The sequence below is a fragment of the Halopseudomonas formosensis genome (genome assembly GCF_900115905.1).
Taxonomy (GTDB): Bacteria; Pseudomonadota; Gammaproteobacteria; order Pseudomonadales; family Pseudomonadaceae; genus Halopseudomonas; species Halopseudomonas formosensis.
In genome coordinates, this window is record NZ_FOYD01000002.1 from 284,791 (window position 1) to 298,754 (window position 13,964).

General features: G+C 62.4%; 18 protein-coding genes. All 18 read right to left on the bottom strand.

Going from position 1 to position 13,964, the window contains the following annotated elements; all coding sequences use genetic code 11:
- Positions 1-4: 4 nt before the first annotated feature.
- The 18 genes from BM046_RS16210 to BM046_RS04445 all read right to left on the bottom strand — a co-directional run bounded on the left by BM046_RS16210 (position 5) and on the right by BM046_RS04445 (position 13,826).
- Positions 5-175, bottom strand: coding sequence for a DUF7210 family protein (locus tag BM046_RS16210; protein WP_177197784.1), 171 nt, complete (start codon positions 173-175; stop codon positions 5-7).
- Between the two features lie 10 nt (positions 176-185).
- Entirely contained in the window at positions 186-650 is a 465-nt protein-coding gene (locus BM046_RS04365; protein WP_090537362.1) for a hypothetical protein, read from the bottom strand.
- 9 nt (positions 651-659) lie between these two features.
- Positions 660-1,229, bottom strand: coding sequence for a phage tail protein (locus BM046_RS04370; RefSeq protein WP_090537364.1), 570 nt, complete (start codon positions 1,227-1,229; stop codon positions 660-662).
- 2 nt (positions 1,230-1,231) lie between these two features.
- On the bottom strand, positions 1,232-1,552 hold the full coding sequence (locus BM046_RS04375; RefSeq protein WP_090537366.1) for a head-tail joining protein: 321 nt from the start codon (positions 1,550-1,552) through the stop codon (positions 1,232-1,234).
- Positions 1,549-1,788, bottom strand: a complete 240-nt coding sequence (locus tag BM046_RS04380; RefSeq protein WP_090537367.1) for a hypothetical protein — start codon at positions 1,786-1,788, stop codon at positions 1,549-1,551. The genes BM046_RS04375 and BM046_RS04380 overlap by 4 nt, the downstream gene beginning before the upstream one ends.
- A 32-nt stretch (positions 1,789-1,820) precedes the next feature.
- On the bottom strand, positions 1,821-2,846 hold the full coding sequence (locus BM046_RS04385; RefSeq protein WP_090537369.1) for a major capsid protein: 1,026 nt from the start codon (positions 2,844-2,846) through the stop codon (positions 1,821-1,823).
- 61 nt (positions 2,847-2,907) lie between these two features.
- Positions 2,908-3,258 (bottom strand): head decoration protein, encoded by a 351-nt coding sequence (locus BM046_RS04390; RefSeq protein ID WP_090537371.1) that lies wholly within the window; start codon positions 3,256-3,258, stop codon positions 2,908-2,910.
- Complete coding sequence (locus BM046_RS04395; protein ID WP_090537373.1) at positions 3,255-4,565, bottom strand: S49 family peptidase; 1,311 nt, start codon at positions 4,563-4,565, stop codon at positions 3,255-3,257. Before BM046_RS04395 ends, BM046_RS04390 begins: the two co-directional genes overlap by 4 nt.
- 8 nt (positions 4,566-4,573) lie before the next feature.
- Complete coding sequence (locus BM046_RS04400; protein ID WP_090537374.1) at positions 4,574-6,166, bottom strand: phage portal protein; 1,593 nt, start codon at positions 6,164-6,166, stop codon at positions 4,574-4,576.
- Complete coding sequence (gene gpW / locus BM046_RS04405) at positions 6,163-6,372, bottom strand: gpW family head-tail joining protein (RefSeq protein WP_090537376.1); 210 nt, start codon at positions 6,370-6,372, stop codon at positions 6,163-6,165. Before gpW ends, BM046_RS04400 begins: the two co-directional genes overlap by 4 nt.
- Positions 6,369-8,420, bottom strand: a complete 2,052-nt coding sequence (locus BM046_RS04410) for a phage terminase large subunit family protein (protein WP_218149999.1) — start codon at positions 8,418-8,420, stop codon at positions 6,369-6,371. The genes gpW and BM046_RS04410 overlap by 4 nt, the downstream gene beginning before the upstream one ends.
- The gene (locus BM046_RS04415; protein ID WP_090537380.1) at positions 8,356-8,865 is read right to left on the bottom strand and encodes a hypothetical protein; all 510 of its coding nucleotides are present in this window, start codon (positions 8,863-8,865) and stop codon (positions 8,356-8,358) included. Before BM046_RS04415 ends, BM046_RS04410 begins: the two co-directional genes overlap by 65 nt.
- A gap of 134 nt (positions 8,866-8,999) precedes the next feature.
- A complete protein-coding gene (locus BM046_RS04420) occupies positions 9,000-9,347 on the bottom strand; it encodes a phage holin family protein (protein ID WP_090537382.1) in 348 nt (115 codons plus the stop codon).
- Positions 9,348-9,581: 234 nt separating this feature from the next.
- Complete coding sequence (locus BM046_RS04425; RefSeq protein ID WP_090537384.1) at positions 9,582-9,995, bottom strand: hypothetical protein; 414 nt, start codon at positions 9,993-9,995, stop codon at positions 9,582-9,584.
- A 320-nt stretch (positions 9,996-10,315) separates the two neighbouring features.
- Positions 10,316-12,103, bottom strand: coding sequence for a primase-helicase family protein (locus BM046_RS04430; RefSeq protein ID WP_090537386.1), 1,788 nt, complete (start codon positions 12,101-12,103; stop codon positions 10,316-10,318).
- A complete protein-coding gene (locus BM046_RS04435; protein WP_090537388.1) occupies positions 12,100-13,146 on the bottom strand; it encodes a PriCT-2 domain-containing protein in 1,047 nt (348 codons plus the stop codon). The genes BM046_RS04430 and BM046_RS04435 overlap by 4 nt, the downstream gene beginning before the upstream one ends.
- A complete protein-coding gene (locus BM046_RS04440) occupies positions 13,139-13,345 on the bottom strand; it encodes a TraR/DksA C4-type zinc finger protein (RefSeq protein ID WP_090537390.1) in 207 nt (68 codons plus the stop codon). Before BM046_RS04440 ends, BM046_RS04435 begins: the two co-directional genes overlap by 8 nt.
- Positions 13,338-13,826, bottom strand: a complete 489-nt coding sequence (locus BM046_RS04445; RefSeq protein ID WP_090537392.1) for a phage regulatory CII family protein — start codon at positions 13,824-13,826, stop codon at positions 13,338-13,340. The genes BM046_RS04440 and BM046_RS04445 overlap by 8 nt, the downstream gene beginning before the upstream one ends.
- Positions 13,827-13,964: the final 138 nt, after the last annotated feature.

Genomic DNA, 13,964 nt, shown 5'->3' on the forward strand with positions numbered 1-13,964 from the left:
GTGGTCAGCCCTCCGCTGTTTCAGTGTTGCCGCCGACCAGCTTGTGCGCGATGAACGCGGCCTGGCGGGCAGTCAGGTGGATCTTTGCGCCGGGCTGATGCTCCTTGCCGGCATGGGTGTGCTTCTTCGCGAGCGTGTATTCCTTGCGCCCGGCTGGGGTTGCTGCTTTGGTCATGGGTTGCCTCTCAGGGTTGCCTGCCCTGCACGTAGGTGTGCAGGTAGATTGGAAGTAACAGCGTTGCGGCGGCCAGGCCGTTCCCAGGAGGGAAGCGCTCCGTCTCGCCCAGGGTTATTTGAGTGATGCCGTTTGGTGTCCAGCCCAGCGGCACGCCCTCCGTCGGCATCAGGCACTCCAGCAGATCAAGTTCAGCGTCATCCAGGCTGTCTTCATCTGTAGCGGGGTCCAGGGCCACGATGATGCGGTACCCGCTCATCTTCTTCAGGTCCATGCCCCGCGATGCTGGGGGCAGATCCTTGCCCTTTTGGACGACCACCAGGGGCAGGCTTTGATCTGGCTCCTGCAGCAGATCGGTCAGCCAGCCGTACCGCACATTCGCCCCGATGCTGGTGCGGTAACCGGCGCTCGGCATGATGCCCCCGAGGCGGTCAACCAATGCCTTGCGGCCGGCGGTCAACAGGTTTGGCTTCATCTTCGCTCCTTACAGATCCAGCCGGTTGAGTTGCCGCTCTATCTCGCGCTGCAGCAGACTGTCAGCCTGGTCGCCTATGTCGTCCAGCTTGGTCTCCATCACCTGTGACGGTGACGGGCCATGCAGGACATCAATAGGAAGCCTTGGCTTGCCGATGCGCTCGACAATCAGCCCGCCGGCTGGGCCGATGGGTGCAATAAACGCGCCTTCGACCAGCTCGACGGAGGTCTTGCTGACCGAAACGCGGATCCCTGCCTTCACCCGCTTGCCGTTCTTGCCGCGGCGGTAGAGCTGCCGGTGAGGAAACTGGCTCAGGGTGACGCCTTTACGGCGGGCGTAGATAACTACCTGCAGCGCCGCTTCGGTGGCCGGGATGTAATTGACCTCGTTGCGGATGTAGCTCGGCTTGAGGTTGATCTCCTCCCGTATCTCTCGCCAGGCGATGGTTCGAGCGCGGCGCCCCACAGTGTTGAGCGCCAGGCGAACGGCTCGGGTCAATCGTGCGGGGGCCGCATCCAGCCTCTGGAGCTGTGCCTCAAGCCCTTTGGCATCTATACGGATGCTGTCGTATCGAGCCATGCTCACCGCTCCGGCAGGAGGGACCAGTACTCCACCAACCCATCAGTGCGGATACGCTCATCCAGGCGGTAGCGTTTACAGCCAACGGTCAAAAGAGCCTGTGCGGTTGGGTTCGGCACCTCGCTGAGACGGATCTCGGCAAGGTGCTGAATAACGCGAAACACACCGTCAGCACCTGCCGATTCAACGTTGTGACTGACGACAACAGTGATCCCGGTGATGGACGGAGTGCCGATACCGTACTGGTATCTGGCTCCCTCACCGAATGCGTCGAACAGCACCTCATCCGCTCGAGACATCAGGCGGTCAAAACGAGTGTTCACTCTGTGCCGCCATCGCCATCCCCGCCAGACAGAGGAGCGTCCTTCGCGGGATCGGACTCGCCAGTCGGCTTGCTTTCCGCTGCTCCATCAACTTGGCGAATCAGTTTTTTCTCCAGCGCTTCCTTGGCGATGGCAGCGGGCACCTCCTGCGGCTTATCGCTGCGCAGAATGGTTAGGGTCTTGCCGTCCTTGTTCTTGAACTGGAGGGTGTGGTCTACCAGGTATTGCTTGGCCATATTGGTCTCCGGTGGGCGCAGAGCGCCCTGTGTCAGGCTACTGTGATAACGACAAAGGCGTCAGCGTCGAAGATCACCGGCAGCGGCGCCGACTGGGTCTGCAGCCACTCCACGCTGGGGTTGTCGGTGAACCAGTTCGAGGGGTACCGAGTGGCCTCAACAATGCCATCGGCGTTAGCCTTCGCATCCTGGATGCCGCCGTAGGCCATCACGTTGTCGGTAACGCTCGGCGCAAGCAGGACGGTGTAGTCCGGCATGAAGTTCTGCTTGTTGCCCTGGCTGTCTTCGTACTGGCCGGTGTACACGATGATCTCGTACTCACCGAAGAAGCCCTTGCGCATCACTTGCCGTTCCAGCTGAGGGCCCAGCTCCAGTTGAGAGGTGCTGCCGCGGCGAGTGTCCAGCTTTTCCTTGACCATCTTGAAGCTGCTGAACAGGCGCCAGGCCAGCTTGTCCATGATGATGACGCCGGTGGAGCCGCTGGCATTGACAGCCCAGTCCTCCAGGTCGTCGCTGGGGTCGTAGGTGTCGGCGTCGACGGCGTTCCACTTTGCGGCGCCGACCAGGGCGATCTGGTTGGCCGGGCTGCGGCCGTAGTCCACCACCTGGCGCTCGTACTGTTCACCCTCCACGATGACCTCGCCAGTCAGCACGCCCTGGGCGCACATCCACTCCTCACGGTGCACGATTTCCTGCTCGTGCTCGTTGAGAATATCGGCGATCACCGCATCCCGGCGCTGGGCAGGGCTGAGTGAACCGTTCAGGGCCTCCCCGGGCAGCCGCTTGAGCAGGCGGTTCGGGCGCACCACATCGGTCGGCTTGACGTAGGCGGGCGTGAAGGTGGTAGTAGTGCCGCCCCGTTCCCGGCGCGCCTTGCCGGACACCATCGGCGCCACAAACGGGGCCAGGCGTACGCCGCGACGGATCTTGTCGAACGCCACCTCTTCTGTCGAGAAAGTGGCAACCTGAGGGAAGAACATCGCCATGAACAGGCCGGTGAACTTCGGCTGGATTTCTTTCACGCCCAGCAGCGTGGTAGTGCTGTAGCCAGCGGACATAGTCTCTCTCCTGGAATGCAAAGGGCCGCGAATGCGGCCCTGCGGGTTGTGCTCTGCGCGCTCAGTAGGGGGGCTGCAGGCTGATGGGAGTACCGGCAAAGGCTGCCAGCTTCTGTGCGGCGGTGGCGCCCTCCGGCCAGTTCACCTGTTCGGGGTTGAAGGTGCCGCACTTGATAACCTGCGCCTTGGTGGCGGCGCTGGTGGCGTCGACGGTGTAGGCGGTCATGGCCACGGCCACTTCGCTGCCATCCGCGGCTTCCGGATCCCATGCCGTCAGGTGGCCGCTGGCAGAAATCTGGCCCAGCGGGGTCTTCTCGGGAAGGTTCTGGCCGCTGGCGATGGTCGCCTCGGTTGTCTGGATGGGGTCGGAACCGGTTACCCAGTTGTCGACCGGCTGGTTGATGGTAGTCATGCCAGTTTTACTCCTGTTGCAGTCGCCCAGCTTTCCGCAATGCGGCGGGCGTCGTTGGTTTCAGGTTCACCGCTCGGGCCGGCGGCAGTGAGGTTGGGCTGCTGCTCAGACTCCATCATTCGGTCCAGCGCTGTGCTGGCATCGAGATTTCCGGCAACATCCTTCGGCGCAGCGGCGAGGATGGTGACAGCTTCGTCAATGCTCATGCTGGTCTCATAGGCCAGGTGCTCAGCCAGCTGAGTGCGGCCCTCCGCTTCAGCGTGCTGCAGGATGCCGCGTACGCGGGCGCGCTCTTCGCTGGCGGTAGGGGTGGAGGCCTGACTGGTCGCCTCGCTGGTCGCCTGGGCAGGCGGCGCAGTGTCGGCGGCAGGTGCCGGGTTTTGCTCGGACATGCTTATCGCTCCTACGGTTATCGTCCTGCCCTGGGTGGACAGATACTCGGAAAATTCGGCGATCGCCTCATGCCCATTGACCAGGGCGTCAGCGAAGCCGACATCAATGGCCGCCTGGCCGCGATAGATCGCAGCCTCGGTAGCCAGTACAGCTTCGGTCGTCATGCCCAGGTTGCGGGCAACCAGGGCGGCGAACTGGTGGCGGAGAGCGTCCGTGTCAGCTTGAAAGCGCTCCAACACCTCTCCCGGCAGATCCTCATAGGGGTTGCCATCAGTCTTGTGGGCTCCGGAGTGGATGAGGGTCACCTTGATCCCCTCCTGCTCCAGGTAGTCCTCATAGCTCGCGTGGGCCATGACAACGCCGACCGATCCCGCGTAGCCGGTCTGGGTTACCAGGCGGCGACTGGCGGCGCTGGCCAGGGCCATGCCGGCTGAGCAGTTCATGTCGTAGCACAGGGACCAGAGCGGCTTGCCTGCCTGCTCGGCCTGGGCACGTAGCGACGCAGCAGTATCGAAGCAGCCCGACACTTCGCCACCAGGGGTATGCATATCAAGCAGGACGCCCTTTACCTGCGGATCACCAAGCGCCTCCAGCGCCCGGTGCATGATCCCGTCATAGCCCGTCATGCCGCTGAATGGGCGCAGGTAGCCAAACTTGTGCACCAGCGAGCCGCTGACTGGCAGTACAGCCACCCCGTCGACGACCTGATATGGTCGGTCCCGCTCTCGACCTCCTGAGAAGCTTTCCGCGCTCATGCGGATTTTCTGGCCAGTCAGCACCTGCCCCTCTGCGTCCTGCAGTTGGGTTATGCCCAAGCGGCTGGCCAAGGCGCTGAAGAATACCCGGGCATAACCCGGCTCCAGCAACAGGGGCGTGTTCAGCACCCGGCTGGCAATCTGTGGGTAGTTGTTCATGCTCGGTCCTATGCGGCTTCCTGTTCTGAGTCAGGTGCCAGTTGTTGAGTGTTGAGCCAGCTGGGTGGCGGCAGGCCGGCTGCCTTGCGTTCGGCCATTTCGCGCACCTGCTGAGCGAAGGTCTCCTGGTAGTCCTCACCCATGAGCGCCATCTCCTTCTCGTAGGTGCTCAGCCCGGACTCGATGCGCAACACGGCCTCCTTCACTTCCTTGAGCCCGTCGATTGCCAGGCGACCGGCGCCGATCCATTCGCAGTTACACCAGGCAGCGCGGGCCTCATAGAACCCCCTCGTGGCACGGCGGGGCAGTGTGAGTTCGCGGCGCTGCAGCGCTTCCTCAAAGGCGAGCACAAACAGGTGCGTGGCAAAGCGGGAGGCGATTACCTTTCGCCGGCCCATGTAGTACCGCCACCCCTCCATCATCGATGCGCGGGCGCTGCTGTACGTGCTCTGCCGATAATCTCGGGCAAACGGCTCGTAGGGCACGTTGAGGCCCGCTGCCATCCAGCGCAGGATGCTGGACTCCAGGTCGGTGAACCCGTTGTCAACGTTGCCGCTGGTCTGCAGGTGCAGCTTCTCGCCCGGCCACAGGTGCGGCACGCGCACACCGTTCATCTTCAGCGCGTTGGCGCCCCGGTAGGAGTTGATTGTCAGCAGGTAGTGGGCCAGGTTGTTCGCGGCTTGAGCCCCGTCCACCTCGCCCGCGCCGATGATCTCCATCGCTGCGTCTGTGCCCATCTCGCTTTCGATAGTGGCGGCATACATCGCATTGACGATCGCATTCTGCAGCTTGGTGTGCTGCAGCTTCGGCAGCATGTGACTCTGCTCGAGCACGGTCAGAAACTGGTTCGCCCCCCGGGCTTGGCCATCTTCAGTTGGCTCGAACACGTGGATGAACTTCAACCGGCCGTTGGCCGCTTCCCGTTCTACCCGTTTCCACTCGTTGCCATACCCAGTCCCCAGGCCCAGCCCAGAGCTGCCGAACTGGCGTACCCAGTAGGCCCGGGCGGCGCCATGTTGATCAAACTCGACGCCGGCACGCAGGCGGCCGCTGTCCCGCTTGTTGTCCGGATTGCCGATGCGCTTCGGGCTGACCATGCGCACTGCGGTGCGCATTCGGGTGCCCGGGCGCTCGATCCATTCAGCGGCGGCGGCTATTTCTCCCAGCCGGGTGTGCGTCCCAATCGCTTCCCGGATCATCATGGTGGCCGTGCGTTTGCGCTCTGCGTCCAGCCAGCACCCGATGGGGTCTTCGGCATACTCCATCCACCAGGCTTCGACATCATCGGCGAAGGCGCGGGCGTCTTCGTCACTGATGCCGAGGCGGCGCCAGCGGGGCTTGTGGCTCAGCCGAAACAGGTGGCCGACTATGTTGTCGATATGCAGTTGCACACCGTTGGCCGCAAAGGCGTTGTTGCGGGTGACGTCCTCGGCTCGCGCATTGCCCAGATTGAGGTTTGGCAGCAGGGCGGCATCCAGCGACTTGAGTTGAGGTGCCCACTGCTCAAGCTGACCACCGAACCCTGATCCGGCTCCCTGCCATGTGCTGGCCTGTTCACGCATTGGGCGCCCATTTGCGCCCAGGATCTGGATATCCGTCATGCGATCACCCTGGCCGGCCCGCGGCGGCGGGCGCCTCCATGTCCGGACTGGGCTTCCAGATGCCCTATGTATCGCTCCAGGTCACTACGGTTTGCGGGGGAGAAGTCGATACGCTTCCCGTCCCGGGTAATGCTGACCATCGCCTGGCCGGTCAGCAGCTGATGCAGTGCGGTGCGTGCTTCATTGAGCTGTTCTTGCAGGGTCATGGGTCATCTCCGCTCATCATCCGTCGCAGTGCCGCCAGATCCGCCTGCTGCATCGGGGCGGCCGGTGCCGGTTGCGCCGGTTCAGGCGCGGCCTGCTCGGCTATGGCTGTTGTAGTCAGGACGGGTTGCATATCAGCCGGGGCCAGCAGATCGCTCTGCATCAACTCCGCCTCGATGGCGTCCCAATCCGCGTTGGTTTTCAGGTGCAGCCGCAAGAAGCGGGCAAGGTGAATCTGATACGCCTCGCAGTCGAGGACCTCGTGAGCAACACCGGCCCGAGGCTGGTACACCTTCTTCCCTCCGTGCTTGCGGCTGGGGGCCTTGATCTCCCCGAGAATCTGCTCGAAGTAGTCGCTGCGCACCCCTTTGTAAACATGCATCCGCCCCGGGCCGGTACCGGTCAGCTTCAAACGGCTGTGTACCAGGTCCTTGGCCTTGGTTACCCCCACCTGATACAGCCGCAACCCGTACTTCGCCGCCTTGGTGGCCGGCGAATTGAGGTCGAGCTTGCGAGGGGCCGTTAGAATTTCGGCGTCGATATTGCTGCTGCCTTTGATGGCCAGCAGCTTGCCGAAGCGCTTGGCCCTGGTGCGCACGTAGTGGTACGTCGCGTCCTGGGTGGAGCCGTCTGAAGTGTCGATGCTCGCCGCTGATAGGCGGAGGGTGTAACCCTTTGCATGGGCATAGGTACCGAACAGATAGCGATCGAGCTCCGCCCAAACGGGGTCCGACTTATCCGAGGTACCAGTGGCGGCTGCCACCTCAATCCAGAGCAGCAACCAGCTCTCCTCTCCCCTACCCCATGCGCGAATGATGATTGCCAGCCGGTCATGCTGGACGTCCACCGTCATCGTTAGGATCAAGCCGCCAGCCGGGCAGACGAGCTCTGGGTATTCTTCGCAGAGGTCGCGGAGGCGGTCCGCATCCGGCAAGTCGCTCTGGTACTCGTATGGGCGACCGCGCTTCTGGTTATAGAACTTGATCAGGCTACTGACATCGCCCTGCTCAGCTTTCTTTTCGGCTGCCAACTGCTCGCGAACGATCCCGGCCAACGTGGTACCAGGCAAGCAGGCATACAGTTCGTTCAGTTCGAGGAATCCGGCCTTGCCGGTAAACGGTTGAGTGCGCACCCAGCCCCGCAGCGGATCGCCAGCTGCGACGGCATCATAAACAGTGCGCCGGATGTTCTCCTTGCGCTGATAATCGTCCCATACCGCCCCGCAGTGAGGGCAGGCGTAGTAGGCGGTCTCCGGCAGCGCGAAGCCGTATACCTCATGCGGCTGAGTAGTGTCCGAGTCCGCGCTGTGCCAATGGATGTGGTCGAAGTCGAGGACGTGCTTCTCGTTGCATTCGTGACATGCAATCGGCAGCACCCGCATATCGGTTTGCTTCAGCCGCTGTTCGGTTTTCGACAACCCCTTGAGGGCAGGCGTGCCGCCTACCAGCATCTTCGCACCCGGATACCGTTTCAGCCGCTCCTCGAGCAAGCCGATCGAGTCGCCCTGCCCCTTTACATCGTCGCTCGTGTCGTCCGGTTCCTCGACGATCGCCAAGCCTACCGAGGAGGTGGACTTGACGTTACCCGGCGAGTTGGATGCCACCAGCTTGAGGAACCCGCCAGGGAAGGACTTGTGGTTCCAGCGGTTGCCCGCCTTCTTCGCGGTGGTCACGTCCATCAGGCGGCCAACGGCCGGGTTCGCCAGCGCAGTTGGCACCAGCTTCTCGTCGTGGAATGCCTTGCCGTCCGCCTCCTTGGCGAACAGTGCCATGATCGGCATCGGCTGCCCCGTGATCCGCTTGAAGATCACCCCGATCATGAAATAGGTCCACCCGACCTGGGCGGCTTTCATCAGGTCGACTTCAAATGTGTCGGGGTCGTCCAGCGCGGCAGCAACGCCGAGGAAATAAGGGGTGTAATAGAACTCGTACAGGCCATGCAGCACACCGGACTCTGCAGGCAGATAGAACTCTGATTCCAAATACTCAGCTGTCGGTACCAGCTTGGGCGGATTGAAGTGCTTGGCTGCCTCCAGCAATACGCTGGCCAAGCTTATCCGCATAGCCGCCAATTCGGCTGATTGTAGTCCCAGCAATGCGATCCACCATCCCCCGGTCAATGCTGACCTTCAGCTTGGTTTCGATCTCTTGTGTCAGCTTTTCCACTCCGGCTTGATATTCCCGGTTGGCAAAGCTGGCCCAATCGTTCAGCGCAAAAGCCGCATCAGCAGTCGGTACCAGAGTCCCTAGTTTTTCGTGATAGGCGAGGCGACCGTTAGCGGCCTTCACCGTCGATTCTTCGATCCGTGCAGCGGCCAGCAGCTCAGCCTGGCTCCCCCCGCGGCCAGCTGCCTTCTCCCGCAGATCCCGAATGTATGCCACCCGAATTTCATCGAGGGTGGCTTCGTTCCAATCAATGCCCAGCGTCTTCAGCACGTCGCGACAGTTGCGCTCGCTCATATCCAGGTGCTGGGCGATCTCTTTTTGAGTGGCCATGGTTTCCTCAAAGAGGTGAAACCCGTCTAGGGCGGGCAATACAGGAAGCGGAACCCCCTATAGGCCCGTCAATCTGCAAAGATTTCGCGGTCTACGCCCCCGCAGGAGGGAAAGTTGCCAGAAAGGACCCGTGTTTATTCCGCATCGGGCCGACTGGCATCCGGAGGGCATATGCCTGCCCGCTTGGCCAGCCACCGCGAGTACAGCCCACTCGCCACATCTGCGCCCAGGCAGGCAACAACACTACCCAGCGCCGCCGCTGAGTACAGGCTACTGCCCCAGCCCATCGACAGCATCACAGTGCAGAACCCGAAGACCGCCGACGCACCAGTGCGCAGCAGCACGCGGCGCACCAGCTCGCTCACCGCCAGCCCTGCTGCATCAGCACGCCACATCTCACCACTCAGGCCGGCCAGCGCTACCAGGATCAGCATCCACGTAGGGAGATCGGCGATGCTCTGCTGTACTTGCTCAGTCGGCATTGAGGGCTCCAGAAAAAGAAAAGCCCCGACCGAGGTCAGGGCTTGGGTGCCGGCTACCACACCAGCTGAGGGGACTTGCGGTGGCCTTGTTTCAGACGCACCAATAAGAAGTTACTGACTTTTTACCCCTCAACCCGCATGGCGTAAAGCCCCTGTTTTCGCCACTGGTGCCGGTCTGGTGTGCAACTGGTGTTGAACCCGCGTTGACACGAAAACAGACCCGACGAACGGTAGTCATGCTGCGCGCATGAACCGGGGCAGCGACGCTTCCAGCAGCGGTTCGAGCTGGGAGTGCAGCAGATGCACCCGCCGCTCATAGGTGTCACGGCTGCGGTAGCGCATGCGGCGCATCTGGTGTTCCACCAGGGGCATGGGATCGGTCAGGTACCGCACCCGGGCCAGCTTCACCAGCTCCTGGCCTTCAGGGCCGGTCTGGCCAATCCGCACCAGCCCTGCCTCAACTGCCTCGCCAACAGCACCCATGCCGCCATGGAACAGCATCACGCTACCCAGGGGCACGGTACCGCGCACCATCAAGCCGCCATTCTCCATGGCCGTACCCAGCACACAGGGCAGCGACGCGCCGGCGCCCTGCCTGCGGTACTCGTCTCCCCACACGATCAGGGCCTGCTCTACCCGCTCAATCATTGCGAACCCTCCCCAGAACACCGGAAAACACCAACCCTAGACAGAAAACCCACAACCCTAGACAGACCCTAGACACCTCAACCCCTTTAATATCAATTACTTCCCTGCTTCTGGATAGGGTGTCTAGGGTTACTAGGGTGTTTTTCTCACGCATGAAAAAAATTACGGCAACCGCCCTTTCATACACACGCGCACGCGCCCGCGCATATAACCCTAGACACCCCGGACAGATCGCGGAAACCCGCGCAGAATAAGGGCTGCGCCTGTCTAGGGTTGCAAAACCGAACCCCGGACAAACCCTAGACACCCCGGACAGATACTCAACCATTGTCGCCACCCCGCTCGCTCGCCAGCGGCGCATTGAAGCCCAGGCAGTTCTCCCACTTGTCTGGAGACCAGCCCGCTCGCCATGCCGCCAGCCGCCACTCACGGACGGCCTGGCCGACATCCGCCGCGGAGGACAGGTTCAGGTCCGATGGCGTATCGGAGGGCACGAAGAAGATGCTTCGTCGGCGATTCTTGAAGTCATCTGTCCAGAATATCTGGCCGCCCGACTTGAAGGTGTCAGGCTTGGTCGAGAGGAACAGGCTCAGCTTGGTCTCGCTCAGGCCATGCTCTTTGCCCCTGGCACACCACTCCAGGTACAGCCCATGAATATCCTGCGTGCGGCACAGCGAGAACGGCACACCCAGCTCCCCCTGCTTCCACTGGTAATAGAAGGTCTCCCAGCTGGCTCTGCTCAACTCGACCAGCCGCTGCCGGGCTGGGGTGTGGGGAGGGCGCGTCCTCTCGTCGAAGTCGCCCAGGTCATAGTCCAGCAGATACTGGTAGAACGCCTCGATGCCGCCATTGGCGATTTCCCAGCCGATGCGCTTCTGCGCCTTCACCGGCAGCGTCTGCTCCGGCCACAGCACCAGCATCCGCCGGTCATTCTCCCCGATCGGCCAGGGCAGGATCTCGTTCGACAGGAACACCGCATTCATGTAGTTGGCCTCTTCCCAGCCGTTCATGAACTTCGATTCGATCCGCACCGTCTTGCCGGTGATCATGTGCTTGATCTTGCCCGTCTGGTTGTAGCGCTGGTCGCGGCTGACAACCTCCTCGAACAGCCCATACAGCTTGGAGGACTGCCATTGCGACCATGAGCTTTCCAGCTGCACCTGCCCCACCGTCGCACCGTACTCGCCATAGATCGGGCGCATGATGTCCCCGAACAGCAGCGACTTACCAGAGCCCTCCATGGTTGAGTGCATCAGCACGGCGGTATCCAGCTTCGCCCCCACGTTCTGCAGTGGGTACGCCAGCCAGCGGGTGAGCCACTCGATGGCATCCTTCTGACCGTTGCACAGGAAGCTGATCAGCCAGACGATGCCCTGGCACTTGTCCATATCAGGATTCGGCGTGAGCGGCAGGCCCTCGAAGGTGTTGATCGTATCCTTCGGGCTCTCGGTCATGCGGGGGTCGAACACCAGATTGGCGGCAGGAATGGTCCAGCGCTTCTCGCTGTTCTGCCAAGTGCTAAACGCATCACCCAGCGCCAGTTTCACCGCTGCAGCCGGCAGACGCTGACGCAGCTTGCGATCATAGATATCCTGCGAGCCGTCCAGGTACACATAGCGCCAGTACGGATCGCTGGTGACACCCTTCTCACCGCCCTGCCGCATGCGCTTGCCCAGCTTGGCATCCGCTTCGAACTGGCGGGCATGGTCATGGTCAATGCCCTTCTTGTCGGGCAGGTCATACCACTCGTTGCCCAGCGCCTTGCCAACCATGGCCAGAAAGGCTGCTTTCTTGATGATGGCCTTGCGGTACAGGTCAAAGGCGCTCGTTGTGCCCTCCACCAGCGCGAACCGCACCCGGATCTTGTCCAAGGTCCAGCCGTTCTCCCCAGACCCCTCAGATGGTGGTGCGGCCTCGCCGGCGGCTGCCTCAGATGGGGCCGGGGGAAGATCCGGAGCCTCATCCACTGGCGTGCCCGGCAACCCGGCAGTACGCACTGGCGGCTCATTTGCCGCCGCAGCCAGCAACTGCTCCCGGACTACATCCAGCCCGAACTCGACATGCAGGTCATTCCAGTCGAGGCTGGAGCTTTCTTGTTTCGCCGTCATGCCGCAACCTCCGGCCGTTGCGGAAATACCGCCGTGATACCCAGCTCCAGGCTGAGCGCCTCAGCAGCCACTCGCCCGGGGTTGGTGCCATCGGCCTTGGGGTCATCATCTCCCACGATGATCAGCCGCGAATCCGGGAACAGCCGAGCCAGCGCACGGGCCACCTTGGCCATGTTGCCCACATCAATGCACATCACGGTCGGCCACTCCGTCGCCAGATACACAGAAACGCCGGTCGCGTACCCCTCAGCCAGCGCAATGATCGGCATGGGGTCGGCCCGCCCGATCCAGTGCCACAGGCCCGACTTGCGCCCGAACTTCGGGAACAGCTTCGTACCCTGAGCATTGATCATCTGGAAGGACCACACCACACCGGCCTCATCCACCAGCGGGATCACGATGTCACCCGGCCCCATCTTCATGAAGCCGATATGCTCGCGCTCGGCCTTGTCCTTCGGGAGTTCCCGCAGGAACCGGGCCATATCCGCGCCCAGCCAGATATCCGTACGCTCGTGGCGACTATCCACGCTGAACACCAGCGCCCTGGTGACGAATCGCACACCAAAGGCCCCCACCTGCTTACGGGTCAGGTACTCAGACTTACCGCGGGCCGCAGTGAACTCCGTCAGCAGCCGCTGAGTGCCGCCCTGGACAAGCTCCTGCATCACCGCCGTCAGCCGTTCCTCTTCGGCCCGCTCAGCCTCCCGCTTGGCACGGCGCGCTGCCTGCTCCGCCCGGCGTTGCTCCCTTTCCTTCGGGGTCAGGTCACGCTTGCGACGCTTCCACCCGCCTTGCTTGGCGTAGTGGATCACCGTTCCGATCCCGATCTTCCCGCCCTTGCAGCTCTTCCACACTGACCGGGCATCACCCGGCTTGTACTGATCGCTGCCCTGGCTCCAGCTGTCCCAATCCGAAAACGCCGCCTCACCAAATTCGGCCTTAACGCCGGCGGTCACCTCCCACCACACGTCCCTTTCATCGGGGCTGATATGGGCCAGCAGGTCCGGCAACTCATCGAGTTCGATATCAGGAAGGTCAGCCATGACGCGCCTCCCATATGCTCTCGCAATCGGTGCAGCGCTCAACGCCGGGGATCGCCTGGCGGCGCCCCTCCGGGATCGGGTCCTCACAGTCGATACAGATCTCCCTGCTCTCACCCGTGTAACGCACCCGGGCCTCGATAGCCGCCTGACGCTCAGTTTCTTCGCGCTCCTGCGCCAATTCAAATGCACGCTCATCCATTGCGACGGCCCTCCGCTGCTTCCCTGGCGCCGGCCAGGATGCCGAGGATGGTGCCAATCAGCACATGGGCGTGATGCTCCAGCGCGGCCACCTCATGGGCCTCCCACACTTCGTCCTCGAGGCCCTTCTGCAGGCTCTCCACAAACTCGCTTTCGGCGCGCATAACCCCCGCCAGCGCCGCGAGGGCCTGCCGGGTGGCCGGTACCGGGCGGGGCGTGAACAGCACCTTGCCGCGCAGGCGGGCATAGGCTTCGTCAATGCGAGCGTCGTCCGTGGCTTCGGCCACGGCCAGGAACTCATGCAGGCTTAGCCGGTGCGTGGTATTGGTCAGGCTGACTTTCTTCTGGAAGGTACCCGGGTCCACCGCGACGGTGTACGCCAGGGCGGTGATTCCGCCTCTGAACTCGCGGCTGGCCAGGTAAATGGCTTGATCTATATCCGGCACCATGACCGGCTCGGGCAGCAGACTGGCTCTACTCATGGCGAAAGTTACCCCTCATCGCCATAGTCAAACCGCGGGCATCCCCTTATAGTTTGACTAACGGCGCAACTAGACATGGCTGTGTCGTACGTCCGGGGCGGGAAACTGTGGTAGGTGAAACGCCCCGGACACCCTTTT